At 58.3% G+C, this 25,360-nt stretch carries 26 protein-coding genes; 13 read left to right on the top strand and 13 right to left on the bottom strand.

Going from position 1 to position 25,360, the window contains the following annotated elements; genetic code table 11:
* Positions 1-21 precede the first annotated feature (21 nt).
* From ACTG4B_RS03950 to ACTG4B_RS03915, 8 genes are all read right to left on the bottom strand, one after another.
* A complete protein-coding gene (locus ACTG4B_RS03950; RefSeq protein ID WP_439154386.1) occupies positions 22-795 on the bottom strand; it encodes a hypothetical protein in 774 nt (257 codons plus the stop codon).
* Between the two features lie 39 nt (positions 796-834).
* A complete protein-coding gene (locus ACTG4B_RS03945) occupies positions 835-1,197 on the bottom strand; it encodes a hypothetical protein (RefSeq protein ID WP_439154385.1) in 363 nt (120 codons plus the stop codon).
* A gap of 85 nt (positions 1,198-1,282) precedes the next feature.
* Positions 1,283-2,134: a dynamin family protein gene (locus ACTG4B_RS03940; protein ID WP_439154384.1), complete on the bottom strand. Its 852-nt coding sequence runs from the start codon at positions 2,132-2,134 to the stop codon at positions 1,283-1,285.
* A complete protein-coding gene (locus ACTG4B_RS03935) occupies positions 2,134-4,218 on the bottom strand; it encodes a dynamin family protein (protein ID WP_439154383.1) in 2,085 nt (694 codons plus the stop codon). Before ACTG4B_RS03935 ends, ACTG4B_RS03940 begins: the two co-directional genes overlap by 1 nt.
* Positions 4,219-4,379: 161 nt before the next feature.
* The gene (locus ACTG4B_RS03930; RefSeq protein WP_439154382.1) at positions 4,380-5,699 is read right to left on the bottom strand and encodes a hypothetical protein; all 1,320 of its coding nucleotides are present in this window, start codon (positions 5,697-5,699) and stop codon (positions 4,380-4,382) included.
* Positions 5,699-6,742 carry a PP2C family protein-serine/threonine phosphatase gene (locus tag ACTG4B_RS03925; protein ID WP_439154381.1) on the bottom strand — a complete coding sequence of 348 codons (1,044 nt, stop codon included), beginning with the start codon at positions 6,740-6,742 and terminating at the stop codon, positions 5,699-5,701. The genes ACTG4B_RS03930 and ACTG4B_RS03925 overlap by 1 nt, the downstream gene beginning before the upstream one ends.
* Positions 6,726-7,586, bottom strand: coding sequence for an FHA domain-containing protein (locus ACTG4B_RS03920; protein WP_439154380.1), 861 nt, complete (start codon positions 7,584-7,586; stop codon positions 6,726-6,728). Before ACTG4B_RS03920 ends, ACTG4B_RS03925 begins: the two co-directional genes overlap by 17 nt.
* 57 nt (positions 7,587-7,643) lie before the next feature.
* A complete protein-coding gene (locus ACTG4B_RS03915; protein ID WP_439154379.1) occupies positions 7,644-9,941 on the bottom strand; it encodes a serine/threonine protein kinase in 2,298 nt (765 codons plus the stop codon).
* 467 nt (positions 9,942-10,408) lie between these two features.
* Between ACTG4B_RS03915 and ACTG4B_RS03910 the strand changes: the two genes are divergently transcribed.
* From ACTG4B_RS03910 to ACTG4B_RS03870, 9 genes are all read left to right on the top strand, one after another.
* Positions 10,409-11,383: a type I glyceraldehyde-3-phosphate dehydrogenase gene (locus ACTG4B_RS03910; RefSeq protein ID WP_439154378.1), complete on the top strand. Its 975-nt coding sequence runs from the start codon at positions 10,409-10,411 to the stop codon at positions 11,381-11,383.
* A gap of 88 nt (positions 11,384-11,471) precedes the next feature.
* Positions 11,472-12,398 (top strand): ABC transporter ATP-binding protein, encoded by a 927-nt coding sequence (locus ACTG4B_RS03905; RefSeq protein WP_439154377.1) that lies wholly within the window; start codon positions 11,472-11,474, stop codon positions 12,396-12,398.
* The gene (locus tag ACTG4B_RS03900; protein ID WP_439154376.1) at positions 12,395-13,156 is read left to right on the top strand and encodes an ABC transporter permease; all 762 of its coding nucleotides are present in this window, start codon (positions 12,395-12,397) and stop codon (positions 13,154-13,156) included. The genes ACTG4B_RS03905 and ACTG4B_RS03900 overlap by 4 nt, the downstream gene beginning before the upstream one ends.
* A 37-nt stretch (positions 13,157-13,193) precedes the next feature.
* The gene (locus tag ACTG4B_RS03895; protein ID WP_439154375.1) at positions 13,194-13,988 is read left to right on the top strand and encodes a S49 family peptidase; all 795 of its coding nucleotides are present in this window, start codon (positions 13,194-13,196) and stop codon (positions 13,986-13,988) included.
* 160 nt (positions 13,989-14,148) lie between these two features.
* Positions 14,149-14,925: an SDR family oxidoreductase gene (locus ACTG4B_RS03890; protein WP_439154374.1), complete on the top strand. Its 777-nt coding sequence runs from the start codon at positions 14,149-14,151 to the stop codon at positions 14,923-14,925.
* A 286-nt stretch (positions 14,926-15,211) separates the two neighbouring features.
* Complete coding sequence (gene uvrC / locus ACTG4B_RS03885) at positions 15,212-17,080, top strand: excinuclease ABC subunit UvrC (RefSeq protein WP_439154373.1); 1,869 nt, start codon at positions 15,212-15,214, stop codon at positions 17,078-17,080.
* Positions 17,081-17,163: 83 nt separating this feature from the next.
* Positions 17,164-17,829: a CDP-diacylglycerol--glycerol-3-phosphate 3-phosphatidyltransferase gene (pgsA, locus tag ACTG4B_RS03880; RefSeq protein ID WP_439154372.1), complete on the top strand. Its 666-nt coding sequence runs from the start codon at positions 17,164-17,166 to the stop codon at positions 17,827-17,829.
* Positions 17,829-18,074, top strand: coding sequence for a molybdopterin converting factor subunit 1 (gene moaD / locus ACTG4B_RS03875; protein WP_439154371.1), 246 nt, complete (start codon positions 17,829-17,831; stop codon positions 18,072-18,074). Before pgsA ends, moaD begins: the two co-directional genes overlap by 1 nt.
* A 1-nt stretch (position 18,075) precedes the next feature.
* Positions 18,076-18,516, top strand: coding sequence for a molybdenum cofactor biosynthesis protein MoaE (locus ACTG4B_RS03870; RefSeq protein WP_439154370.1), 441 nt, complete (start codon positions 18,076-18,078; stop codon positions 18,514-18,516).
* Here ACTG4B_RS03870 and ACTG4B_RS03865 read toward each other — a convergent pair.
* Positions 18,502-19,083 (bottom strand): DNA-3-methyladenine glycosylase I, encoded by a 582-nt coding sequence (locus ACTG4B_RS03865; RefSeq protein WP_439154451.1) that lies wholly within the window; start codon positions 19,081-19,083, stop codon positions 18,502-18,504. The two genes, ACTG4B_RS03870 and ACTG4B_RS03865, sit on opposite strands and share 15 nt — an antisense overlap.
* A gap of 71 nt (positions 19,084-19,154) precedes the next feature.
* Here ACTG4B_RS03865 and ACTG4B_RS03860 point away from each other — a divergent pair, with 71 nt between their 5' ends.
* The 3 genes from ACTG4B_RS03860 to phbB all read left to right on the top strand — a co-directional run bounded on the left by ACTG4B_RS03860 (position 19,155) and on the right by phbB (position 22,076).
* Positions 19,155-19,961, top strand: a complete 807-nt coding sequence (locus ACTG4B_RS03860; RefSeq protein WP_439154369.1) for an EAL domain-containing protein — start codon at positions 19,155-19,157, stop codon at positions 19,959-19,961.
* A 148-nt stretch (positions 19,962-20,109) separates the two neighbouring features.
* Complete coding sequence (locus ACTG4B_RS03855; RefSeq protein WP_439154368.1) at positions 20,110-21,285, top strand: acetyl-CoA C-acetyltransferase; 1,176 nt, start codon at positions 20,110-20,112, stop codon at positions 21,283-21,285.
* 65 nt (positions 21,286-21,350) lie between these two features.
* Positions 21,351-22,076 (top strand): acetoacetyl-CoA reductase, encoded by a 726-nt coding sequence (gene phbB, locus ACTG4B_RS03850; RefSeq protein ID WP_439154367.1) that lies wholly within the window; start codon positions 21,351-21,353, stop codon positions 22,074-22,076.
* 155 nt (positions 22,077-22,231) lie between these two features.
* On the opposite strand, the gene ACTG4B_RS03845 is transcribed toward phbB, so the two are convergent.
* The 3 genes from ACTG4B_RS03845 to ACTG4B_RS03835 form a co-directional block, all read right to left on the bottom strand.
* On the bottom strand, positions 22,232-22,399 hold the full coding sequence (locus tag ACTG4B_RS03845) for a YdcH family protein (protein ID WP_439154366.1): 168 nt from the start codon (positions 22,397-22,399) through the stop codon (positions 22,232-22,234).
* 119 nt (positions 22,400-22,518) lie between these two features.
* Positions 22,519-23,295 (bottom strand): tRNA1(Val) (adenine(37)-N6)-methyltransferase, encoded by a 777-nt coding sequence (locus ACTG4B_RS03840; protein ID WP_439154365.1) that lies wholly within the window; start codon positions 23,293-23,295, stop codon positions 22,519-22,521.
* Positions 23,267-23,485, bottom strand: a complete 219-nt coding sequence (locus ACTG4B_RS03835; protein ID WP_296371739.1) for a putative signal transducing protein — start codon at positions 23,483-23,485, stop codon at positions 23,267-23,269. The genes ACTG4B_RS03840 and ACTG4B_RS03835 overlap by 29 nt, the downstream gene beginning before the upstream one ends.
* A gap of 51 nt (positions 23,486-23,536) precedes the next feature.
* Between ACTG4B_RS03835 and ACTG4B_RS03830 the strand changes: the two genes are divergently transcribed.
* Complete coding sequence (locus ACTG4B_RS03830) at positions 23,537-24,535, top strand: polyprenyl synthetase family protein (RefSeq protein WP_439154364.1); 999 nt, start codon at positions 23,537-23,539, stop codon at positions 24,533-24,535.
* Positions 24,536-24,590: 55 nt separating this feature from the next.
* Here ACTG4B_RS03830 and ACTG4B_RS03825 read toward each other — a convergent pair.
* Positions 24,591-25,360, bottom strand: a 770-nt coding sequence (locus ACTG4B_RS03825) for a TRAP transporter substrate-binding protein (protein ID WP_439154363.1), incomplete at its 5' end; no start/stop codon positions are given.

Genomic DNA, 25,360 nt, shown 5'->3' with positions numbered 1-25,360 from the left:
GCAGGTGTTGCCCGATCCTGATCAAGCGCCGATGATTGCGTTCCATGATGGAACCAGTTCGACAATGCGGTCCAGGGGGCAACTGATCAGGCACTGTTCACCGTCTGCTACGGCCAGCGCGAGGCCCTGATCCGGTAATGCATTTTCCAGACAGATCAGAATTGGCCCGTCCTGTTTGCCAAGCAGGGTCTTGTGACGTCTGCGAAATGATGTGACCTGCGTTTCCCAAACCGTTTGCAAGGCAGTGGCATCGCCCATTGTCTGGGGCGCTTGACCATCAACAACATGCAAGCTGGCCGTGATAAGGGGCGCATTGGCCGCCAAAAAGCGCGCAATCGGCGACTGAGTCTTTGCGTCCGGGTCAACATCCCAAGTGCTGGCCATGACCGTTGTCGAGACCCCCGCCTCGGCGCTGGACCCAAGCATGCGCGCCGGTGCGCTGTGCACCGTGACGTTGGGTGCGGTTGCACAAAGCCGTTTCAATAATGCGCCAAGCGCTGCCAGTGTTTCGGTGTCTTCGCGTGACAAGACCTGCCCGACGACAGCATCCACGCCCGATAGGTCGGTCGATATTTCAACGATCCCGCGCAGCCGCCGTCCGGCGACGACAGCATGAACCGTCGCTGCGCCGATGCCGAACACCAGTGTGCGTTCCAGAACTGTATCGTCGATCTCGCGCAAGATGGCGGCAAGGGCTGGCAGGTCATGTGAGATGACACGGTGCCCGTTCTTGAACGGTTCACCCTGTGCGGCCAGCACGGCGAGTTTCGTGGCGATGGCTGATTGATCACTCACAACACGACCCCTTTTGGCAAATCAGACCACAACAAGACATCACGGACCATTGCTGATCTTTTCCAGACAGGGCAGCGCCGCAGACAGAAACCCCGGTACGTCAATATCAGGGGCACAAACACAGCAGAGCACATCGCTCGGTTCTGCTTGGGCGCGCAGAAAAATCCGTAACTGGCTTTTCGTCGCAACAAAAGCGGCATCTCCGGCCTGATCACCAAGCGTCGGCTTGTCCGTATGACCCAAGGCAAGTGCGGCCTCGGCGCAAAGCATATCCAGCGTTTCCCGTCGAAATTGGGTTTGCGAATTCGTGACCAACACCATCTGGGTCGACAGGTCGGCGAAAGCGATCGTTTCGCAACCGGCAAATTGATCCTGTAACGCGTCCAAGTCATCCACAACCATGATATCTGCCCGCCTGTAACTACACCTTTCATGTCACTACGTTAAAATAAGGGATGTGGGAAGCCTGTGAAACAGCCCGACCCTTTCAGGATGTTCTGATGACGGGGGCTGTTCCGGGGTCGCCATCGGGTGCGGGCCGCTGCCGCGCGGTGCGGTCTGTGTCCAGTGGACGGGCCACGCGGCGGGGCGTAACGGAAGCAGCGGCCGGTGCAGGGAGGCTTGTGCCATTGGCAAAATTATAAAGAGGTTCAGGCGTGCGCGCGCTTAGGTCTGTGACTTTCTGGATCATGTCGATCAGATGATTGACGAAGGCGCCTGCACCGCTGGCGTCCCATTTGTCATAATCGTCGCCTGCCTGTAGTGCCTGTATCAGCGAAATCGGGAATGTCCCGCCAAACATGCCATCGGTTTCGCGTAAGACCCGCTTGAAGACGCGGCGCCGGTCATTTTCCGAGGTCAGCTTGTCATAGCGGGTGATTAACAGGATTGAATTTTCGCGCACCATATCAGGGATCGTCTCCCAGACGGCGGCTTCGGACTGGCGCCAGGCTTGCGTGGCATGTGTGCACCAGATCACGGCATCCACTTCGGTCAGGACCCGTTCCCAGACGCTGGAAGACATGTTCGGATCAGATATCCCCGGAAAGTCGATCAGATCGCAGACCTCCAGAATATCGGCTTCCATGAAAAGACGGATCACGCGGGTTTCATCGACCGGGATCGTTTCAAGCTGGTCCAGCGACACAGGTTCGGTCGTGCCGTCGACATCAACGCGGTAGGGGACATCTGTGCCGTAGGACATCCAGACAGGCGATAGCCGAGTGGCCGTCACTTTTTCAGGCAAGGGACGTGCGCCCAACAACAGATTGGACAGCGTGCTTTTGCCCGCGCTGAATTCACCCATCAGGGCAATACGGGGTTTGCGGGTCGCAGACATCATGCGGCTCCTTCTATGGCGTCGACGTTTCCGTCGCTCAGTTCTTCAAAGATGAAGTCGAACAGTTCCTCGCGTTCCTGTTGCGCTGTAATGCCAAAGATATTTTCCAGATCGCCGATCCCGATATGTGACTTTTCGCTGACATCCATCAGAAAGCTGTGCTGTTCCGCCAGAAATTCGCGCAGCTCGTTTTCGGCCATGTTGCGAATATCAGCCGCTTGCCGCACCTTGAGTTCATCGACGATCGGGGCGGTTTCCGCTTCGATCAGGTCATAAAACCCGCTGGCGAATGCGCGATACCCCTTGCGGCGTTTCCACCAGCCTTTCCACCACGATGTCTGCAGATCAAGCGCGATGGTCTGGCCCAGCGAAACAGGCGCGGGGATTTCAGGGGCGGCTGGTGGCGTGATCGAGAAATTCTCGACCGCGACGCCAAAGGCATTGCGGTAGGTATCGGCCAGATCGTTGGCGGTTGCCGCGAACACCTGTTCGCAGGTCGATGACACATTGCGGCGCATCACCTGATAGCTGGTGCGCAACAACATGCGCAGACCGTCAGGGCTGTATTGCCAGACCTCGTCTTCGCCGTTGGTTTCCAGATGTTGCAGCAGCGATTCCAACGCACGGTCGAGGAACCGCTTGTGCGATTGATCGACGCGCGATGCAAACTGCTGAAAGACGATATCCAGACGATCGTTGAGGAATTTCAGGTTGTCAGTCTCAAGTTTGGCCAGATGCCTCTCAAGCTCGGCTTGCGGCATGACTTCGAATGTGCCGCCATCCATCCGCATCGACACAACCGAATTCGAGGCGCGCACGCCACCCACAAGGTTCAATGCGCGCTTGCGGGATGCGGCAAGGATTTCAGCACCGGCGCCTTCCACGATCCGCTCTGACAGGGCCTTGTATAGCTGGGGCACACCGGACAGGTGCCACACCAGTTCATTGGTTTCCATGGCGGCCGTTTCCGCGTTCAAAGATGCCTCGGCCCAGTTGAACATCGCATCCGCGCTTTCCGCGACGATATCGTCCAGGTTTTCCGCCAGCGCCATGTTCGCCCAATAGGCGCTGCCAAAGATCAGCTGCGGATCTTCGGGGCCGTTGTTGTCGGCCAGTGTTTGCAAGATGCTGTCACGGATTTCGGGCACCTGATTGGCGGGATCAGACAATTCGTCAATCCGGTTCACGAAAATCACGACCTCGCGCGCCTTGACGTTGGCGATCAGGCGAATCAGGCCCATGTCCATTGACGACAAGGCCTGATGCGCCGACAGGACGACAACGCAAATCCGGCTGTCGCGCAGGGCGTTGATGGTAATCTGCTCGCGCATCATGAAGGTATCGTTGACGCCGGGTGTGTCGCGCAGACACAGCGGCATCGGAACTGCGTCCGCCTTCAGGTAAAGATCGGCTGATTTGGTAATATCCGCAAATCGCCCCTGCTGGTCTGCTTCTTCCAGATCTTCGAAATCATCGCCCATGCAGACATAGCGCTGCACAAGATCATCGTTGATGTCGGCGTAATTGTGCTTTTGCCCCAACAGCAACTCGAACTTGCGGCCCAGTCGCGTCTTGGTCTTTTCACGCATTTCGGCGATCTGTGCGCGCACTTTCTCCAATTCGTCGTCGGCACCCGCCCGACTGGAAAGCTCACCGATTCGCCCGCCGTTTTCGACCAGATGGTCCCATTCGTTCTGGCTGAAGAATTGAAAGGTTGCAGTGGGGGCATCAACAGGCAACGGCGCATTCAGATGCAGCGACGTCACCACAGATGTCCATGGGTTCACGTCTGCGGGCAAAAGCTCTGGCCGGCCCACCATCGCATTCACGAGGGACGTTTTGCCAGATTTGATCTGCCCGATCATCGTTACACTCGGCTCAAACGCGCGTAGCTGTTTGATAAGTTTAGCAGATTTCTTCTCGACTTCTGCGCCACCCAGCTTCACGACCTCTTCCAGCGTCTGTTCAAGATCGCTGATTTCATCATGGAACGCCTCGAGCTTTTCCAGACCAAGCCGCATGAAAGGGAGGTTGGCTGCCGGAACCTTATATCCATCCCCTTTTGTCAGCTCTTCCATCTTCATTCTTGTCCGTCCTCAATCCAAAGTGTTGGCACCACCTTTAGCAATTGTTCGCCCCTTCGCCAAATAACGAGGCATGCACTCTTTTATTGCTTCAATGGAAACAGATGAGCGCGGCAAAAATATGGCGCACCTTCCAGGAAAATAAACACTGTTGCCGTGGGTTATGCCGCCAAGTCCGCCTGTAATTCGTGCTTGATCTGGATCATCAGGCTCAGCGCTTCGACAGCGGCACTGTCACGCTTTTCCATTTGCATCAACTGCACGAGATCTGCGGCATCCATCGCGGTGTCGCGCGCACGGATCAAGGCAGGGTCGGTATCATCACCATGTTCGTTCAGATAATCGCTAAGCCATTGCACATGTTCAACAGTTTTCGCCATGATCTGTGCCGGCGCAGCATCGCCGACCTTTTCGGCCAGATCAATCAGTGCCCTGCTTTGGGCGATGATGTAGTCAAGCACATGTTCATAAGCCGCGCGCGTCGCGGGATGCAAGGTGACAGTTTTTTCAGGTGATCCCGCAGGGGCGGGCTGTTCCACTGGCGTGCTTTCGGTCGCGGGCGTCGGCGCGGATGTTGCCACATCGGGAACAGCCGGTTCATGTGTTTCGACAGACAGATCGTGCGATTCGGGTATTTCAACGCTGGTCGCCGCTTGCAGCGCGTCCTGATGCTGCAACAGCAACACCTCGGCCATGTCCACAAAGGATTGCCGCCCCTGTTCCACCTGCTTGAGAACCGCCGAGATTAACGCAAGCCCGCCACTGCTGCGCATCCGGTCCCTATCGACGGTGCCATCGGGTTGGCGCGCCGCCAGGGCATCGGTGGTTGCGATCGGCAGGATCTGGTTGAATTCATCCCTGGCTGCGTTGCGCACTGCGCCGATGGTCGCATCCATCAGGCCATTTTCCCGCAAGGCATCTGCCTTGGTCACCATAAGGAAAGCGTGATCCTTGATCAGGTCCGGCATCCTGCCCCATATTGTCTGTTCGACTTCGCCAAAGCCCTGTGTGCACCACAATGCAATGTCGCATCGCTTGGCAGCCCAATCGCTTGCGCGCTGCAGCGCGGTTGGATCGGCTGGTGCGACGACTTCAAGAACGGAAATCTTGCCCAGCGCGGGCAGTGGCATCTGCATTTCAACGAAAACGGGCGCAAGTTCTGCGATTTGCGCGGCATCTGTATGGGAAAGCGTCTTTTTGGTGCCGTCCGGCAAGGTGCAAACGCTTTGGGCGGTCGGGCCGAATGATAATTGCAGTGTCGGCAGCCGCACCCCCTGGGGGATCACATCAGCGCCGACAAGCAGGTTCAGCAATGTGGACTTGCCCGCGCCCGGAACCCCCATCAAGCCCAGCCGCACCGGCTGTTGCAGCCGGTCCAGCAGTTTTTCCGCGCGCAGTTGCGCGTCGGCTGGCAGAATTCCTGCACCTACGGCAAGCGTCAGGTCGTCCTGCACCTTCTTTCCGCGCGATTGATTCGACATTATTGGCCTCCAGCAGCTAACTTAGCTGGCGGTGCCGTCGCTTCAACCTCCCCTGCGTCTGAAGAGTTGCGAGACTTCACAGGTTTGACCGGTTTGACTTCCTTGATCTTTGTCGGACCTGTGGGATCCGGTCGCGTAGGGGGTGTTTTTTGTGTCGCGGCGACATCGTCAAGCTCGACTACGCGGGTAATAGATGCGGCATGTGTTTCCACATGACCGACGGGTTTTGCGCGGATGGCGCGAATGACGGGCTTGTTATGGTTCAGTTTGATGACTGAAAACGACACGTTGTCCTGATCGGGATCGCCCAGATTTTCGATCGCTTCAAGCAGGTAACCTGCGATTTCGGCGCTCTTGCGGCGGCGATACCGGTGAAGGATTTTTTGGATTTGCGCTTCTTCCAGATACTGCAGCCCATCGCTGGACACGACCACGATATCGCCCACCTGAAGCTCGAACGGTGTTTTGGGGCAATCTGATTTCGCCACCCGATCACCCAGAATGACAGAGGTCAGGCAGTTGCGATCTGGATGGTTCTTGCCGGCTTCGGGGTCAAGCAGCCCGGATTTCACCATGAAATCGATCTGTGGCGCCATCGAATGGTCTTCGTTCAGTTGCTTCATCTTGCCGCTGCGGAAGTGATACAGCGGTGAATCCCCGATCGACATCCAGAACATCCGGTTCTCGATCAAAACAAGCGATACAAGCGTGGCGCCCATACCGCGCGTGTCGGGGTGTTCTTGCACATGCGCACGAACGCACTTGTTGGCGTTCACAGCTGCGGCCGTCAGAAAATGCGGTATTTCGCTTTCGTAATCGGCAAAATTGGCACTTTGGAATTTCAGTTCGCTGAAAACCTCGGTGACGACAATCTTGCTGGCGACGTCACCGGCAGCGTGACCGCCCATACCGTCGGCCAGAACCACGACACCGCTGTCTGCACCGAACGGGAAATCGGTGACAATCGCGTCTTCTTGGTAATCTCGTCCGCCCTGACAAATCGCCGAAGCGACGTCAAAACGAGGTTCAGGCGATCGCCACATCTTCGTCCTCCCCGGTAGCACCGTCGGACCAGTTGAACGACTTGTCGCACAGCGCGACAAAGCGCAGCACGGTTTCACCGATGCGAATGATGTCGCCGGTTTGCAGCGTTTCATTGCTGATCAGTGGTTTGTCGTTCAAGCGCACAATGTTGGATTTCCCACCATGGCCCAGCAGAAATTCCTTGCTTTCAGGGTCATACACGATGGCTGCGTGATTGGTCCGCGAGATGGAGTTGTCACCGAAATCAAGCTGCACCGCCTGGTCTTCGCCGCGACCGATCTGCGACATGCCCGCCATCAGTGAAAAACTTTCACCGCGGCCGGGGCCTTTGGCGACGACAATCCAGCCGACGGGGTATTTCACACGCTGTGTCGGCGCGGCCTTGGGGGCATCATTGAACAAATCGACCACGTCGCCGTCCGACTTTTCAAAGCCGATCAAGCGGGTCTTTGTGCGGCGCGAGCGTGCCGGCGAACGGGCGGCCGCCGCAGAGGCTGCAGCAGGTGACGCGCCGGGTTGTTCGGGGGCTGATTCAGGCAGTTCGGTCGATGGCGCGTCGTCTTCCATGTCCCAGATGTTCATCTGTGGCGCCGGGGGCACCTCTGCGGGGGCAGGTGCGGCCTCTGGCGATGCTGGTTGCGGGGCCGAAACCCTCGCGTTGATGCTGGTGAGCATGCCGGACACGTCAATGTCCTCTTCGGCGCCGCGCCGTTGCAGCAATTTCTGCTCTTCCGTCATTGCCCCGATTGTATCGCGGTATGACTGTTCAAGCGCGTCGACATCACCATCCTGCGCGTGCGCGCTGTCCCGCTTTTTACCGATGAGTGCACGAATGAATTTCATCTTACCTACCTTTCAGTCTACGGCCCGGGTGCTGCCAATTGGGCACCCTGACGCGGATTAATTCTGTTCATCAATGGTCATGGAGGCGACCCACATGCTGCCTTCACGCTGGACGGCAAACATGAATTGCTCTGTCCCGCTGTTCAGTTCGCGTTCGATTATTGTCGCCAGCGTGTCCCGTTCGCCAATGTTTTCCGACGTTGGGATGAACAATGTCACGACATCCCCCGCCCGCAAGTCTGTGGTGACGCCTTCTGGCACATTAACCACCGAAGTGCGCCAGTTCGACCCGGCAAAGGCTGATTGAAAACGGATTCCATTTCCCAGTTCGGTTTGCTGCACGACGGGCATGATCCAGGGACGTTCCGCACTTTCGCCGGTTGTGGGGTCACTTATGCCGAATGTCACCTGCACGGTATCGCCGGGCGACGATGGCTGCGCTGCGCGCAACGTTCCAGGGATTTCAGCGATGCTGTTGATGGGTGTACCGTTGACCGATGTTATTTCAATCCCCGGACGCACCCAGACCGGTGTGATCGCACCGATTTCGCCAACAACATTGGAATCGGGCGCAGCACCGGAGAACGGTAACTGCACCGACCATGTCGATGTGACTTCTGGCTGAGGCAATTCATTGCCCGGCGTGATTGCGTCAATCGTGACGGCGGGGCCTGTTCCCACCGCATCGATACTACCCGGAGTGGCGGGAAAGATCAGATCGGCGGTGCTGGAGTCTGTCGTTGGCCGATTTGCTGTCTGATCAGGGAAAGCGCCGGTCGTGACCGGTTCCGCGCTCGCAGGACGCGGTGTGACGACAGGCTCTGGCAGCGGGGGTTCGACAACTTCGGGCAGGGCCGCGAATTCGAGGTTTTCAGGGCGTGTTGCAGGCCGGATTTCCGGTGTTGGGCTATCGTCTCCGACAATAACCGGGCCACCGACGACGGCGGGGGCTGTCGCGGGGGCCGTGTCTGTTGCGACGGTCGCGGTTTCTTCGACGATGACCGGTGTCACCTGTTCCGGCACGATAGCAGGGGTCACCTCTTCGGCGATGGCCGGAGATTGAGCGGGCGCGAGCGTTGCAGGCGTTTCAAGCGGTGCAGGGGGGGCTACCGGCGCGGGTGCAACAACCGCAACCGGGGTATCCGCCGCAGGTCTGGGTGTGGTCGCTGGCCGTTCCACCACCACTGGCGCAGCCGGGGCCGTTGCGATCTGGACAGGGGCCTGCTGCACAGGTTCGGCGAAAGTCGTGGTTGCGGGCGCATTTTCGCTGGTGGACATAAACATGACACCGGCGCCAACGATAATTGCCAGCACCGCCGCCGACCCCAGCAGCAGGGGCATCTTGGATTTTTGAGGGGCCGTGTCAGGTTGCTGGCTGCGGGCGGTATCGCGTGCGGTAGCGACATTCAGTGGCGTCACGTTCCCCTGCGCGCCCTCCATCATGTCGATCCACTCCTTAGCCGACTGCAGGCGATCCTTTGGCAGGACCTCCAACGCCTTGTCGATTGCTGCAAGGAAGGCATCGTCATACTGCGGGTGCCGCCCTGCCAGCCGCACATAAGGGTCCGGGTCACCGGACGCGATGGCGGCAAGACGGGCTTGGCTGTTTGGGGGCACTTCTTTGGCGATCAGGTGGTGAAATGAAGCGGCCAGCGCGTAAAGGTCGCTGCTGGGGCTTTGGTCGCTGCCGGCAATATAAAATTCCTGTGGGGAATAGCCGTCCTTGACCACGCGCAACGCCGACAGAACGCGGCTTTGCTTTGTGGCCTCTTCGCGGGCGGCACCAAAGTCGATGAGCACCGGATGAAACTGGGAGTTGATCAGAATGTTGTCGGGCGAAATATCACGGTGAAGGATGCCCTGTTCGTGGATAAAGCCGACAGCGCCAAGCACTTCTTTCAGGATGACCTTGATCTGGGCAGGCGTCAGGCCATGATTTGGATCATCGATCGTGTCGAGAAGATCGCGCCCTTCGATGAAATCAAGCGCCATGTAGGCGGTTTCGTTGTCTTCGAAAACCTGATGCACCCCGACGATATTCGGGTGATCCAGTTTGGCAAGGCTTCGGGCCTCTTGGACGAAAAGACGGACAATCGACTTGAGCTCGTTTTGATGGGCGCGCGAGCGCGCCTGCACCACATAGCGGCTGCGACGGCAGAACGCGCCGGGAAAGCATTCCTTGATCACGATCTTGCGGTCCAGGCTGTCGCGCGCAAGATAGGTGATCCCGAAACCCCCTGCGTTCAGGAAATTTTCGATCGTGTACTGGCCGTGCATCAGCTTTGTGCCCGGCTTCAGTTCGTCGACAAAGCTGTCCTTGTCGTCCGTGTTATCTTTTGCCTGCGCTTTACCCATCTCAAATCCAGCTTTCAACTTGCAGAGGTCGCACGGAGATTCCGGCTACCGTTAAGTTTTTAGTCTCATTCAATTTGGGCCAAAAAGTGACGCCAACTTGTTGTTTACGGGCCGTTAATCGGGATGATTTCGTCAGATTGATCCCCGAATTTGAAACAGTGCAATGCGAATTCCAGACGTTTACCAGTGATAACTGCTGCATTTGTGACAAAACTGTGGTGTGTGATGCAGAATGTCGCAATGCTGATATCAAGCATCTGCAAAACAGGCTTTGCTGATCCGCAAAGATCATAGTTTCGCGGACATAACACAAAGAATCACACGCGAGCCCCGATATATTCGCGGTAACAGTGAACCGATTCTTACCCTGATCCAGGTGATAAGCGGTTGTGGCGCGGGCGGAAACCCCATCTTGTATCACCGGCACGTAACGGTGCAGCATCGCATCAATAAACCCGGGGGCAGGCATGGCGCGTATCTTCATCAACGGATTCGGACGGATCGGGCGCACGGTGCTGCGCGCGTGGGCCAAAGGCGGCTGGCCGGAGTTGGAGATTGTCGGAATCAACGATATTGCAGCGCCCGATCTGTGCGCGCATCTTTTTGCCTATGACAGCGTGTTCGGCCCCTATCCCGGCACCGCTGATCTGGTAGATGGGTCGCTTGTTGTTGATGGCAGGGTGATCCCGCTGTTCCGCACGGATGATATCAACACACTTGATCTGACCGGCGTCGACCTTGTGATGGAATGCACCGGCAAGGCCGACAGCCGGGATGTCGCCATGCGCGGCCTGCGCGCCGGCGCCGGCAGAGTGCTGATTTCCGGGCCATCCGACGCGGCTGACCTGACCGTCGTTCTGGGTGCGAATGACGACTTGCTGGCAGATCAGCCGATTGTGTCGAACGCATCATGCACAACCAACGCGCTCGCCCCACTGGCGAGGCTGCTGGATACGACATGGGGGCTGCGAACGGGCTGGATGACCACGATCCACTGCTACACCGGCAGCCAGCCCACAATCGACGCACCGCGCGGCGACATGATGCGCAGCCGCGCTGCGGGTCTGTCGATGGTGCCCACCACAACATCGGCGCAGCGGTTGTTGGAGGCCGTGCTGCCGGATATCGCCGGCCGGATCGAGGCGGCGGCTGTGCGCGTGCCCGTTGCCTCTGTCTCGGCGGTTGATTTGACCGTGGTCCTGCGCAACACGCCGACGGCAGAGGAATTGCACCATGTGCTGCGCCAGCAACAAGGCGTCATCGGGCATACGGAAAAACCACTTGTGTCGTCGGACCTGCGCGCCAGACCGGAAAGCGTGATCGTCGCGCTGCCGGAATGCCGGGTGACAGCGGGCGGTCTGGTACGGGTTTTTGGCTGGTATGACAACGAATGGGGGTTTTCATGCCGGATGCTGGATGTGGCAGGGCGTATGTGTAAATGAAACGGCATCCTGCCCAAGGGTCACGCGCTCTTTCCCTTTGGCTTTGCGCGCACTAGGTTCCGACCGAACCCAGCAAACAGGCCACGTCATGTCCGCGATCGTATCTGTCCAGAACCTGCGCAAATCATACGCCGGTGGCTTTGAGGCGCTGAAAGGCGTCAACCTTGAGATTGAAGAGGGTGAAATCCTTGCCCTGCTTGGCCCCAATGGCGCGGGCAAGACCACCTTGATTTCGACGATCTGCGGGATCACCGTGCCGACATCGGGGCATGTGCTCGTGGGGGGGCACGACACCCAGAGCGACTTTCGCGCCGCCCGCAACCTGATCGGGCTGGTGCCGCAGGAAATCAATCTTGAACCTTTCGAGACCGTGTTCAACACCGTCCGGTTTTCGCGCGGGCTGTTCGGTAAGCCGCGCAATGATGCCTACATTGAGAAGATACTGAACCAGCTGTCACTGGGCGACAAGAAGAACGCCAAGATCATGACACTGTCCGGCGGCATGAAGCGACGTGTTCTGATCGCCAAGGCGCTGAGCCATGAACCGCGCGTGCTGTTTCTGGACGAACCGACCGCGGGCGTCGATGTGGAACTGCGCAAGGACATGTGGGATGTTGTCGCCGACCTGAAAGCATCGGGCGTCACGATCATCCTGACGACCCACTACATCGAAGAGGCCGAGGCGATTGCCGACCGTGTCGGTATCATCAACAGGGGTGAAATCCTGTTGCTGCAGGATAAGGCCGAGATGGTCGCCCAGATGGGCAAAAAGCAGTTGCAGATCGAACTGGCCGAAGCCACGCCTGATATTCCGGCGGCGTTGGCAGGTTATGGGATGGAACGGTCCGATGACGGGCTGTCACTGACCTATACTTACGATACGCGGGGCGAACGGACCGGCATCACGACATTACTGAATGACCTTGCGAAGGCAGGGTTAAAGTTCAAGGACATCCAGACTCGGCAAAGCAGCCTTGAGGACATCTTTGTCGGGCTCGTAAAGGAAGACGCATGAACCTGACCGCCGTCAAATCCATCTACATGTTCGAAATGGCGCGGTTTTTCCGCACCATCATGCAAAGCCTCGTGTCGCCGGTCTTGTCCACCTCGCTTTATTTCGTGGTGTTCGGGGCGGCGATCGGCAGCCGGATCGATCAGGTCGAAGGCGTCGGCTATGGCGCGTTCATCGTGCCGGGGCTGATCATGCTGTCGGTCATGACGCAGGCAACGACCAACGCCAGTTTCGGGATCTATTTCCCCAAATTCATCGGCACGATCTATGAATTGCTGTCGGCCCCTGTGAATTTCCTTGAAATCACGGCCGGCTATGTGGGTGCTGCGGCAACCAAGGCCATGTTCATCGGGCTGATCATCCTTGGCACGGCACATCTGTTCGTCGATCTCGATATCGCGCACCCCATCGCGATGCTGGCGTTTCTGACGCTGACCTGCATCAGCTTTTCCCTGCTGGGGTTCATCATCGGGATCTGGGCGGGCAATTTCGAACAATTGCAACTGATCCCGCTGTTGATCATCACGCCGCTGGTTTTTCTGGGCGGGTCTTTCTATTCGATCACCATGTTGCCCCCCGTCTGGCAGACGATCACCCTGTTCAACCCGGTGGTCTACCTGATCAGCGGGTTCCGTTGGTCGTTCTTTGGCGCGGCGGATGTCAGCATCGGGGTATCTTTGGCGGCGATTGCACTTTTCACCGCGATCTGCCTGACGGCGATCTGGTGGATCTTCCGCACGGGATGGCGGATCAGGCAATAACCTTGCGCTGCGTCCAAAGCAGCTTAGATGGTGAACAATGAAACGCTTTATTCCTTTTGTTAAATCCGATCCCTTCGTCGCCGTGATCCGCTTGCAGGGCGCGATCACCAATGGCGCGCGGGGGCTGGACAACCCCGGCCTCGCGCCGGTGATCGAAAAGGCGTTCAGCCGGGGCAAACCCGCAGCTGTCGCGCTTGAAATCAACTGCCCCGGCGGGTCGCCGGTGCAATCGTCACTGATTGCGGCGCGTATTCGCAGGCTGGCTGACGAAAAGAAAATCCCGGTTTTCGCTTTTGTCGAGGATGTGGCGGCATCGGGCGGTTACTGGCTGGCTTGTGCGGCGGACGAAATTTTTATCGACGCTTGTTCGATCACCGGGTCGATCGGCGTGATCAGCGCCGGTTTCGGCGCACATGAGGCGATTGAAAAACTGGGCGTGCAGCGCCGGGTGCATACATCTGGCACCTCGAAATCCATGCTGGACCCGTTCAAGCCGGAAAAGCCTGCGGATATCAAGAAGCTGACAGGCTGGCTGGAAGATCTGCACGCAACCTTCATTGACTATGTGAAATCGCGGCGTGGCACGAAACTGGCGGATAATCCTGATCTGTTCACAGGCGAGGTGTTTATCGGCCAGAAGGGCATCGATCAGGGGCTGGCCGACGGGATCGGCCATTTGGCTCCGGTGATGAAACAGCGTTTCGGCGACAAGGTGAAAGTCCGCCGCTATGAACAAAGCCGTCCGCTACTGGCACGCTTTGGTGCGCGGATCGTCGATGATGCGATCGGCGGAGCCGAAGAACGCGCCGCATTCGCGAGGTTCGGCCTGTGATCATCAAATCCATCTTTCTTTTTCTGGCCTTTATCGCGGTCCTGGGCATTTTCGGGAAATGGCGGTTTCCCGGCCAGCAGCGGCTGGCGAATGCCAAATGCCCCAAATGCCAGCGATACCGGATCGGCAAGGGCCCATGCGCCTGTGAAAAGGGCCGCCCATGAAGGCGTTGGTGACCGGTGCCGGTGCGCGGCTGGGACAGGCGATGGCGCTGTATCTGGGGCAGCGCGGCTATGACGTGGCGGTGCACTATGCCGGGTCTGCGACCGGGGCGGCCGACACTGTTGCGCAATTGCAGACGATGGGCCGCAAGGCCAGCGCCTTGCAGGCGGATCTGCTGGACGAAGACGCGGCACAGGCGCTGGTCGGGCGTGCGGTGGATGCGCTGGGCGGGCCGCTGACCTGTTTGATCAACAACGCGTCCATCTTTGAACACGACAACGTTGAAACGGCCAGTCGCGAAAGCTGGGACAGGCATATCGGGTCGAACCTGCGCGCACCTTTTGTGCTGACTCAAGCGTTCGCGGCACAGGCCCCTGATCCTGTCACGGACGAGAATGGTGAACCGGTGGCACAGGCGTTGGTGATCAACATGCTGGATCAGAGGATTCACAAACTGACCCCCGAATTCATGACCTATACCATTGCCAAAATGGGGCTTTGGGCGATGACGCGGACAACGGCGCAGGCGTTGGCGCCCAAGATACGCGTAAACGGGATTGGGCCGGGGCCGACATTGCAGGGACATCGGCAGTCAACAACACATTTTGAAAACCAGCGTGCGGCGACGATTTTGAAACGCGGTGCCAACCCCGCCGATATCACAGCGGCGCTGGGCTACTTTCTGGATGCACCGGCGCTGACCGGGCAAATGCTTGCCGTTGACGGTGGTCAGCACCTTGCATGGGAAACGCCCGACGTACTGGGGGTCGAGTGATACGGCGCAAAAGTTGTACACCCCTTTGAATCCAGCGTCACGCAGACGTTACAATTTGACGGTTTTTCAAGGCTTTAAGGTGATGTAAATAAAAATACCAAGCAAATTCAACATATTGCTGTTGCGCCTCTTTTTTAGGCAAACTGACGAAGCCTGCTGAAAACAACGAAAATTTCAGGGTGTCACAGATTAACCCACCGACTTATCCACAGAAACGGTGGATGCCTTTCCTCTTGTCCCTGCGGCGTTACCATTGCAGCCAGCACAGAATCACAGACGCGTGAACATGACTGAACCGACAACCACTTCACCCGCGACGGGATACGACTTGATTCACGGATATTTGCGCACGCTTGATGCGTCGCCCGGCGTTTACCGGATGCTGGATGCGGATAGCCGTGTGCTTTATGTCGGCAAGGCACGGAACCTGCGCGCGCGGGTCAGCAACTATGCCCGGCCCGGCCACCATTCGCCGCGCATCGCCCGAATGATCAGCGAAACCGCGTCTATGATGTTTCTGACCACGCGGACGGAAACCGAGGCGCTGTTGCTGGAACAGAACCTGATCAAGCAGCTGAAACCGCGCTACAACGTGCTGCTGCGCGATGACAAATCCTTTCCCAACATTCTGGTGACAAAGGATCATGCCTATCCGCAGATCAAGAAACATCGCGGCGCGAAAAAGCAAAAGGGCAATTATTATGGCCCCTTTGCGGGGGCAGGGGCGGTCAACCGCACGCTGAACCAGTTGCAGCGCGTGTTTTTGCTGCGCAACTGTTCAGACAGCGATTTTGAAACCCGCACGCGGCCCTGTCTGCAATACCAGATCAAGCGCTGTTCCGGCCCGTGCTGCGGTTTGATTTCAGAACAGGATTACGCGGCCACGGTGCGCGATGCCGAACAATTCCTGCAAGGCCGGACAAAGGGTATTCAACAGTCGCTTGCCGCACAGATGCAGGCGGCCAGCGAAGCGATGGAATTTGAGCGCGCCGCGGCATTGCGCGACCGGATCAAGGCGTTGACGCAGGTGCAGTCGGCCCAAGGCATCAACCCGCAAAACACCGCCGAGGCGGATGTGATCGCGCTGCATACCGACGGCGGACAGGCCTGCGTGCAGGTATTTTTCATCCGCGCCAACCAGAACTGGGGCAACCACGATTATTACCCGCGCGTCAGCGGCGACGAAGACCCTTCCGAGGTGATGGAGGCCTTTGTCGGACAATTCTACGCCACCCGCGAACCGCCGCGCATGCTGATTCTGTCTCATGGGGTGGACAATGACGACCTGATGGCGCAGGCGCTTGCGGAAAAGGCCGGGCGAAAGGTCGAGATTGTGATCCCCCAGCGGGGGGAAAAGGCCGAATTGGTGCAGAACGCGCTGCGCAACGCCCGCGAAAGCCTTGCGCGCAAGATGTCGGAAACGGCGACGCAGGGGCGTTTGTTAAAAGGGCTGGCCGAGGCCTTTGATCTGCCGCGCGTGCCCCAGCGGATCGAGGTTTACGACAACAGCCACATACAGGGTGCCCATGCGGTCGGCGCGATGGTGGTGGCCGGGCCGGATGGTTTCGACAAGAACCAGTATCGCAAATTCAACATCCGCGGTGACGACCTGACCCCCGGCGATGATTTCGGCATGATGAAAGAGGTGCTGACCCGCCGTTTCCAACGCCTGCTGAAGGAAGACCCCGACCGCACCCAAGGCACTTGGCCCGATCTTTTGCTGATCGACGGCGGCGCGGGGCAGGTCAGTGCGGTGCAGCAAATCATGGATGAATTGGGTGTGGCCGATATTCCCATGGTGGGTGTCGCCAAGGGGCTGGACCGCGACGCGGGCAAGGAAGAGTTTTATCGCACCGGCAAACCGGTCATGGCGCTGCGACACAATGATCCGGTGCTGTATTTCATCCAGCGGATGCGCGACGAAGTGCACCGCTTTGCCATCGGCACCCATCGGGCAAAACGCACCAAGGCGATTGGCGCCACCCCGCTGGACGATGTGCCCGGCGTGGGGGCGGCGCGCAAACGCGCGCTACTTGCACACTTTGGGTCGGCCAAGGCTGTGGCGCGCGCCAACCTTGCCGATCTGAGGGCGGTGGAAGGCGTGTCGGGGAATATGGCCCAGACAATCTATGACTATTTTCACGAAAACGGTTAAGAGATTCTTGCCTCCGGCGGGGATATTTTTACTCGGAAGAAGCAGGATATGGTCAGGCGCTTGCAAGCGGGGTAGACAAGGGCATGAATATGAATTTGCCGAACATCCTGACGATCTTGCGCCTGTTGGCCGCGCCCGGCGTGGTGATCATGTTTTTGTATTTCAACCGTCCCTGGGCGGACTGGTTCGCACTGGTGTTGTTCGTGACCGCCGCGCTGACGGATTTTCTGGATGGCTATCTGGCGCGGGCGTGGAAACAGGAAAGCAAGCTGGGCGCGATGCTGGACCCGATTGCCGACAAGGCGATGGTGGTGATTGCGCTGCTGGTGATCACCGGCTTTTCCGGCATGAACCCGTGGATCCTGCTGCCCGCCACGCTGATCATGTTCCGCGAGGTATTCGTTTCGGGATTGCGGGAATTTTTGGGTGATACGGCAGGCACCCTGAAAGTCACCCCGCTAGCCAAGTGGAAAACAACCGCGCAGATGGTCGCGATTGCGTTGTTGTTTGCGACAGGCGCATTTGAACATTACTTTGGCATGCAATCCATCGGGATGAGCCAACAGATCGTGACCGATGTGCTGGCGCGCCGCATCCCCGATGAATTGGGTCTGATCTGGAAATATCAGGGCATGATCATCAGCTGGTGGGCCGGGATCACCGTTTTGTGGCTGGCTGGGGTTTTGACTCTGGTGACCGGATGGGATTATTTCCGCAAGGCACAGCCCTATCTGAAGGACGCCCGCTGATGAATGTGATGTATTTCGCCTGGGTCCGTGAACGGATCGGCCTTCCGCAGGAAACCGTCGAAACCGATGCGGCCACCGTGGCCGATCTGGTGGCGGAGCTGACCGCCCGGGAAGAGCGTTATGCCGCGGCTTTTGCTGATATCAGCGCGCTACGCGTTGCGCTTGATCAGGAGTTGTCGGATTTCGACGCATCCCTTGCCGGTGTCCGCGAGATCGCGTTTTTTCCGCCCATGACGGGTGGCTGATATGGGCGTGCGTGTGCAGGCAGAGCCGTTCGATGCGGGGTCGGAGCTGAGCGGTTTTGCCCAGGGCCGCACGGACGTGGGGGCCGTCGTCAGCTTTACCGGCGTCGTGCGTGATACGGTGGGCGACCTGCGGGAAATGCAAATTGAACATTACCCCGGCATGACCCAATCCGCGATTGAAACAATCGTGGCAGAGGCGGTGCGCCGTTGGGATCTGGCCGATGCCTTGGTGATCCACCGCTATGGCCCGTTGAAGCCTGGTGCTCCGATCATGATGGTGGCGACCGCCGCCGCGCATCGTGCGGCGGCCTTTGCGGCGGCGGATTTCCTGATGGACTACCTGAAATCCCGCGCGCCGTTCTGGAAAAAGGAAGTGACCGACACGGGGGCCGATTGGGTTGCGGCCAAGGATGCGGATGAAGATGCGTTAAACCGCTGGTGATCGCCCCAGTGCCGCGCAGGGCGCGTGGCGGGGGCAACTTGTCAGGTGGTTGTTGAACAGGCCTGTCGCCTCCATGAATGCATAGACGATTGTTGGGCCGCAGAATTTGAACCCCGCCTTTTTCAGGTCTTTCGAGATTTGCGTGCTGAGCGGTGATTGCGTCGGAATATCGGCGCGGTCGCTGGCGTTGGTCTGCAAGGGTGTGCCGTCCACATAATTCCACAGAAAGTGGTCGAATCCTTGGTCCGCTTCTATTTGATGCCACGCGCGGGCATTTGTGATCGTCGCTTCTATCTTGCCCCTGTGGCGGATGATGCCGGGATCGGCCAGCAGGCGCTGCACGTCATCTTCGCCCCATTCCGCGATGACATGCGGATCGAAGCCGGCAAAGGCTGCGCGGAAGTTCTCGCGTTTTTTCAGGATGGTGATCCAGCTTAACCCTGCCTGAAACCCATCAAGGATCAGCTTTTCCCACAGGGCCCGGCTGTCATATTCAGGCACGCCCCATTCGGTGTCGTGATAGTCGATGTATATCTGTTCAGGTCCGGCCCAACCACAACGTTCCATCATTTGGGGTCTCCTTAATCTGTTGTTAGCAGCGCGTGGGGCAATCTGCGGGGGCAGTATGGAAAGGTGCCATGCATAACACCACGCTAAGCCGCGCCGAAATTGATGAACAGGCCCTTTTGGATCCGTTGCATTACGCAATGGCCAGCCGTGATGCCGATGTGATGACGCTGGTACGCGATGCGCTGGCGGCCGAACGGGCGCGCCTGGCGTTTCATCCGATTGTCACTGCGGATGACCCGCCGCGTGTCGCCTTTTACGAAGGGCTGGTGCGCCTGATGGATGACGCGGGGCGGATCATTCCGGCCGCGCATTTCATGCCGCTGGTCGAAGAAACCGGCATGGGCCGGCAGATCGACTGTGTCACGCTGGAACTGGCGCTGAAGCTGTTGAAACAGAAACCTGGGTTACGTTTGTCGGTCAACCTGTCGGCGCGGTCCATCGGTGATGGGGAATGGCGGCGCATTCTGGATCGTGGATTGCGGGACAGGGCGGGACTGGGTGATCGGCTGATCTTCGAAATCAGCGAGATATCAGCGATGTTGCTTCCTGAAATCGTGATCCGGTTCATGGCGGAAATGCAGCCCAAGGGGGTGGCCTTTGCGCTGGATGGTTTCGGGGCGGGGTTCACGGCGTTCCGCCATCTGAAAGATTTCTTTTTCGATCTGGTAAAGATCGACAAAAGCTTTGTGCGAGGGATCGATTCCGACCCCGACAACCAGGTGCTTGCAGAGGCATTGATCACTGTCGCGCAGCAGTTTGAAATGTTTGCTATCGCAGATGGGGTGGAAACCGCAGCAGAGGCCGCGTTTCTGAGAGGGATCGGTGTAGATTGTTTGCAAGGCTATCATTTCGGTGTGCCAACATTCGATTTTTAAAGTCAAAGCACCAGCTAAGCGCGGGGAATCGCATTGCCCTAGGGCATCCAACCCAATAGGATTCATATGGAGCGGCAGGGGGCCTGCGCGGACCCATCGGGTTTTCTGGCCTCGTCCTGCCAAGGGAATAACCTGAAGGGATCTATCCATGACCAATGTTGTTATCGCATCTGCTGCCCGGACTGCCGTGGGCAGCTTTGGGGGCGCTTTTGCCAATACCCCGGCCCATGATCTGGGGGCTGCTGTTCTGGAGGAGCTGGTTGCACGTGCAGGCATCGACAAGGCGGATGTCAGTGAAACGATCCTGGGACAGGTTTTGACTGCGGCACAGGGCCAGAACCCGGCGCGTCAGGCGCATATCAACGCAGGCCTGCCGATTGAATCGGCGGCTTGGAGTATCAATCAGGTGTGTGGCTCTGGCTTGCGCGCCGTGGCGTTGGGTGCCCAGCATATTCAACTGGGCGATGCCAGCATCGTCGCTGCGGGCGGTCAGGAAAACATGACCCTCAGCCCCCATGCCGCCAACCTGCGGGCCGGCCACAAGATGGGCGATATGAAATATATCGACACGATGATCCGTGATGGCCTGTGGGATGCATTCAACAATTACCACATGGGCCAGACTGCTGAAAACGTGGCCGACAAGTGGCAGATCACCCGCGACACACAGGATGAATTCGCCGTCGCCAGCCAGAACAAGGCCGAAGCCGCGCAAAAGGCCGGCAAATTTGCCGAGGAAATCATGGCCTTTACGGTGAAAACCCGTAAGGGTGACATTGTTGTCGATCAGGACGAATATATTCGCCACGGCGCTACAATGGACGCGATGCAGAAATTGCGCCCTGCCTTTAGCAAGGATGGGTCTGTGACGGCGGCGAACGCATCGGGCCTGAACGACGGTGCCGCTGGCGCCTTGCTGATGACTGCGGATGAGGCGGAAAAGCGCGGGATCGAACCGCTGGCGCGGATCGCATCCTATGCGACAGCGGGCCTTGATCCGTCGATCATGGGGGTCGGCCCCGTCATGGCCAGTCGCAAGGCGCTGGAAAAGGCGGGATGGAGCGTGGCCGACCTTGATCTGGTCGAAGCCAACGAAGCCTTTGCCGCACAAGCCTGTGCGGTGAACAAGGAAATGGGCTGGGATCCGGCGATCGTGAATGTGAACGGTGGTGCCATTGCGATTGGTCACCCGATCGGTGCATCCGGTGCGCGCGTTCTGAACACGCTGTTGTTTGAAATGAAACGGCGCGGCGCGAAAAAGGGTCTGGCCACGCTGTGCATTGGCGGTGGCATGGGCGTTGCCATGTGCCTTGAACGCCCCTGATACAGATCAAGGCGGTGCGTGACTGCGCCGCCTAAAACCAAATAAATTCAAGAGGAGGATACTACATGGGACGTGTCGCACTTGTCACGGGCGGTTCGCGCGGAATTGGCGCAGCAATTTCAAAGGCGCTAAAGGATGCAGGCTATACCGTTGCCGCGACCTACGCCGGCAATGATGAAAAGGCTGCCACATTTACTGCTGAAACCGGCATCAAGACCTATAAATGGGATGTGGGCAGCTATGAGGCCTGCGCGGAAGGTATCGCCAAGATCGAGGCAGAGCTCGGCGCGGTCGAGGTGTTGGTGAATAACGCCGGCATCACTCGCGATGCACCTTTCCACAAGATGACGCCGCAGCAGTGGAAAGAGGTTGTCGATACCAACTTGAACGGCGTTTTCAACATGACGCACAACGTCTGGGGCGGGATGCGCGAGCGCAAGTTCGGCCGCATCGTGACGATCAGTTCGATCAATGGCCAGAAAGGCCAGTTTGCACAGGCAAACTATGCCGCGACCAAGGCGGGCGACATCGGCTTTACCAAGTCGTTGGCCCAAGAAGGTGCGCGTGCGGGTATTACCGTGAACATCGTGGCGCCCGGTTACATCAACACCGAGATGATGAGCACGATCCCTGAAAAAGTAATGAACGAAGTGATTCTGCCGCAGATCCCCGTGGGGCGGCTGGGCGAGCCTGAAGAAATTGCGCGTGCAGTGCTGTTTCTGGCATCCGATGATGCCGGTTTTATCACGGGGTCCACGCTCTCTGCCAACGGTGGGCAGTATATGGTTTGATCCCTGTCAGGATCGGACAAAACAAAGGGGCCGCGCTGGATCAGCGTGGCCCTGTTGCATTAAGGTTGGTGCCGACAGGCATTTAGGGTGTGTTGTCTTAAGCAACGGGGCTGCCGCAACAAAATATTTGCAGCCGCCACCAGTGCCAGGGTCGCTCAGTGCGTGCTAAGTTTGTTGATTTCTTCTTTCAACATAAGCTTTTTCTTTTTCAGCTTGGCGATTTCAAGGTCGTCTGTTGCAGGACTACGCTGCATCATCTCGACCGATTCAGAGAGGTGTTGGTGCTTTTTCTTCAGTTCCTGCAAATGCGAACTCAAGCTCATGGTCGTCCTCCTCTGGGGTTGGTTTGTAAAAGTATTGCAACACATCCGCACGCGTCTGTCACGCTGCATGGCAGCAAATGATCGTGAAAACAGATTGGGTGAAAATTCTTGCCAAATGGTTAAGGCCAGATGTCCAAAGATGCGCCGTTTCGCAAAACCTTTCCGATCGCGGGGGTATAGCTTTCAACGTCGCCTTGATGCGCGTCGCCGGTGTGCATGACCTGCGCAGGTACCATACGGAATGCGGCGCGGCCTTCTTGCCGCGCTTGCAGCAAGAACAATTCTGGCGGGCGGTTTGCGCGCCCCGCAATCGGGCAGACCACCAGTGACCCAAGCCGCCCGGTCAAGGCCGTCAACACCTCGGGTAACCGTTCCATCCGTTGAATCAGGGTCAGATAGCCCCTTGGGCCAATCCGTCGCGCCGCAATATCCAGCCAGTCTGTCAACGGTGTGTCACCACCCAATGCCGTGTCGCGCCCATGGTCGCTGGCTGCGGTGCCGGTCCGGCGGTCAAAATAGGGTGGGTTCATGATCACATGATCAAACCGTTTCTGCCGCAAATCGGCGGGCAGGGCGCGCAAATCAGCTGTCACAACATCAAAGAGTGCTGCGTTTTCGGTCGCATTGCGCCGTGCCAGATCGGCATAGTCAGGCTGCAATTCCACCCCGGTCAGCGTCAATTCCGGTACACGCGCCGCCAGACACAACGACGCAACGCCCACTCCACAGCCCAGTTCCAGAACGGATTGCCCAGGCCTTGCCATCACAGCCGCCGCCAGCACCACCGGATCTACCCCCGCCCGATAACCCCGGCGTGGTTGCCAGACGCGCACACGCCCGCCCAGAAAATCGTCGCAAGTTACATCATCAGTCACGGCCAAGGTCGATATTTCCATCGCGCATCACGGCCTCGGCCATGAACAGATCGCGGTCCAGCACCATCAGTCGCCGCGGCATAATGCCTATGCTGCCTTCAAGGACGCTCATGTTTACGTCGAAGGTGAACCAGTCTATACCCTCGCTGTCCAGCAGGGCGGTTGCAAAGGCGATGACGGTCGGGTCGTTGGTGCGCAAAAGCTCTTTCATATCCAAGACCTAAGACGGGGCGTCGCCTTTGTCCATTCACACGGAAACACCATGAGCCTTGATGCCGCCGCAACCAAACCGCATGAACAGCTGGCCACAGCACTGGCCGACGACCTGAGCGCGGTCAACGACATGATCCGCGCGCGTATGGCGTCAGAACATGCCCCCCGCATTCCCGAGGTAACGGCACATCTGATCGAGGCAGGCGGCAAGCGTTTGCGACCGATGCTGACATTGGCTGCGGCACGGATGTGCGGCTATGACGGGCCGTATCACGTGCATCTGGCCGCAACGGTCGAATTTATTCACACTGCGACCCTGCTGCATGATGATGTGGTGGACGAAAGCAAACAGCGGCGCGGGCGGCCCACTGCGAACCTGTTGTGGGACAATACATCCAGCGTTCTTGTCGGCGACTATCTGTTCGCCCGGTCATTCCAGTTGATGGTCGAAACCGGCTCGATGCGGGTGCTGGATATCCTTGCCAATGCATCCGCCACGATTGCCGAAGGCGAGGTGCTGCAACTGACCGCCGCTGCCGATCTGGCCACGACGGAAGACATCTATCTGAAGGTCGTGCGCGGCAAGACGGCGGCGCTGTTTTCGGCGGCGATGGAAGTGGGCGGTGTGATCGCGGGGCAAGACGATACGACCGTTCAGGCGCTGTTCGATTACGGCGACGCGCTGGGTATTGCATTCCAGATCGTGGACGACCTGCTGGATTACGGTGGCACCAAAGCGATTGGCAAGAACACCGGCGATGATTTTCGCGAACGCAAGCTGACCCTGCCGGTGATCCGGGCGGTTGCAGCGGCTGATGCGGATGAACGCGCATTTTGGGAACGCGCGATCGCCAAGGGCCGTCAGGAAGAGGGCGATCTGGAACATGCGATGGGCCTACTGTCCAAGCATGGCACGATGGAAAGCACGCGGATTGATGCGATAGGCTGGGCGGACAAGGCCAAGACGTCGCTGGACGTGATCCCCGACCATCCGATCAAGGCCATGCTGGTTGACCTGGCCGATTATGTGGTCGCGCGGATTACGTAAAAAATCGCCCTCCCCACAGGGGAGAGCGTGGCGGTCTTGTTTTCTGAATGCGGGCCTACTGGCCCGCACCGATATTCGCAGCAACCGCTTCTTGCGCTGCCGCGACCAATGCGGCCCCGTCGAACCCCTTGGCGTCCATTTCGGCGATCCAGTTGGCGGTCACGACGTCACCCAGCGCCTTGATCCGTGCGGTTTCTTCCTCTGACATCACGGCGATTTCGTTTCCATCGTCATACATCAGGTCACGGCCTTCCACGTCGCCGGTATCATGGGCGCCGCCTGCCCAGATCGCGGCCATCTTGCCGGAATTGGCGTCGATCACCGCCCGCAGGTCATCGGGCAGGCCGTTGTAGACATCGGTGTTCATCGCCCAGATGAAATAGAGGTTATAAAGTGCACGATCCCCCGCCACATCGGTGTGACTGTCGGTCAGCTCGTTCAGCTTGAGCGATGGCGACATTTCCCACGTGATCACGCCGCCATCGACAACGCCTTTTGACAGGGCCTCGGGGAATTGCGGCACGGGCATGCCGATTGGGGTTGCGCCCAGTTCTTCCAATAGCAGGGTCGCAGGGCGGGACGGACCGCGCAGTTTCAGACCTGCGAAATCCTCGACCGTGCTGACCGCATCGCCGCGTTTATGCACAATGCCGGGGCCGTGCATATGTGCCGTGATCAGATGCACATCGGCAAAATCATCCATCAGGAATTCTTGCGTGAAATCCCATGCGGCGGCAGACGCCTCGGCACCTTTTTTGGTGGTCATAAAGGGCAGTTCCAGCGCCTCGGCTTCGGGAAAGCGGTTAGGCTGATAACCGGGGATCA

The sequence above is a fragment of the Yoonia sp. genome (genome assembly GCF_965660735.1).
Lineage (GTDB): Bacteria > Pseudomonadota > Alphaproteobacteria > Rhodobacterales > Rhodobacteraceae > Yoonia.
Note: the sequence above shows the minus strand (reverse complement) of the source record. Positions and strands in the feature narration are given on the sequence as shown.

Coding starts and splice junctions, on each gene's coding strand:
- ACTG4B_RS03945 (WP_439154385.1), bottom strand. CDS start 1,197: ATGGTTGTGGATGACTTGGACGCGTTACAGGATCAATTTGCCGGTTGC.
- ACTG4B_RS03940 (WP_439154384.1), bottom strand. CDS start 2,134: ATGTCTGCGACCCGCAAACCCCGTATTGCCCTGATGGGTGAATTCAGC.
- ACTG4B_RS03935 (WP_439154383.1), bottom strand. CDS start 4,218: ATGAAGATGGAAGAGCTGACAAAAGGGGATGGATATAAGGTTCCGGCA.
- ACTG4B_RS03930 (WP_439154382.1), bottom strand. CDS start 5,699: ATGTCGAATCAATCGCGCGGAAAGAAGGTGCAGGACGACCTGACGCTT.
- ACTG4B_RS03925 (WP_439154381.1), bottom strand. CDS start 6,742: ATGTGGCGATCGCCTGAACCTCGTTTTGACGTCGCTTCGGCGATTTGT.
- ACTG4B_RS03920 (WP_439154380.1), bottom strand. CDS start 7,586: ATGAAATTCATTCGTGCACTCATCGGTAAAAAGCGGGACAGCGCGCAC.
- ACTG4B_RS03915 (WP_439154379.1), bottom strand. CDS start 9,941: ATGGGTAAAGCGCAGGCAAAAGATAACACGGACGACAAGGACAGCTTT.
- ACTG4B_RS03910 (WP_439154378.1), top strand. CDS start 10,409: ATGGCGCGTATCTTCATCAACGGATTCGGACGGATCGGGCGCACGGTG.
- ACTG4B_RS03905 (WP_439154377.1), top strand. CDS start 11,472: ATGTCCGCGATCGTATCTGTCCAGAACCTGCGCAAATCATACGCCGGT.
- ACTG4B_RS03900 (WP_439154376.1), top strand. CDS start 12,395: ATGAACCTGACCGCCGTCAAATCCATCTACATGTTCGAAATGGCGCGG.
- ACTG4B_RS03895 (WP_439154375.1), top strand. CDS start 13,194: ATGAAACGCTTTATTCCTTTTGTTAAATCCGATCCCTTCGTCGCCGTG.
- ACTG4B_RS03890 (WP_439154374.1), top strand. CDS start 14,149: ATGAAGGCGTTGGTGACCGGTGCCGGTGCGCGGCTGGGACAGGCGATG.
- uvrC (WP_439154373.1), top strand. CDS start 15,212: ATGACTGAACCGACAACCACTTCACCCGCGACGGGATACGACTTGATT.
- pgsA (WP_439154372.1), top strand. CDS start 17,164: ATGAATATGAATTTGCCGAACATCCTGACGATCTTGCGCCTGTTGGCC.
- moaD (WP_439154371.1), top strand. CDS start 17,829: ATGAATGTGATGTATTTCGCCTGGGTCCGTGAACGGATCGGCCTTCCG.
- ACTG4B_RS03870 (WP_439154370.1), top strand. CDS start 18,076: ATGGGCGTGCGTGTGCAGGCAGAGCCGTTCGATGCGGGGTCGGAGCTG.
- ACTG4B_RS03865 (WP_439154451.1), bottom strand. CDS start 19,083: ATGGAACGTTGTGGTTGGGCCGGACCTGAACAGATATACATCGACTAT.
- ACTG4B_RS03860 (WP_439154369.1), top strand. CDS start 19,155: ATGCATAACACCACGCTAAGCCGCGCCGAAATTGATGAACAGGCCCTT.
- ACTG4B_RS03855 (WP_439154368.1), top strand. CDS start 20,110: ATGACCAATGTTGTTATCGCATCTGCTGCCCGGACTGCCGTGGGCAGC.
- phbB (WP_439154367.1), top strand. CDS start 21,351: ATGGGACGTGTCGCACTTGTCACGGGCGGTTCGCGCGGAATTGGCGCA.
- ACTG4B_RS03845 (WP_439154366.1), bottom strand. CDS start 22,399: ATGAGCTTGAGTTCGCATTTGCAGGAACTGAAGAAAAAGCACCAACAC.
- ACTG4B_RS03840 (WP_439154365.1), bottom strand. CDS start 23,295: ATGGAAATATCGACCTTGGCCGTGACTGATGATGTAACTTGCGACGAT.
- ACTG4B_RS03835 (WP_296371739.1), bottom strand. CDS start 23,485: ATGAAAGAGCTTTTGCGCACCAACGACCCGACCGTCATCGCCTTTGCA.
- ACTG4B_RS03830 (WP_439154364.1), top strand. CDS start 23,537: ATGAGCCTTGATGCCGCCGCAACCAAACCGCATGAACAGCTGGCCACA.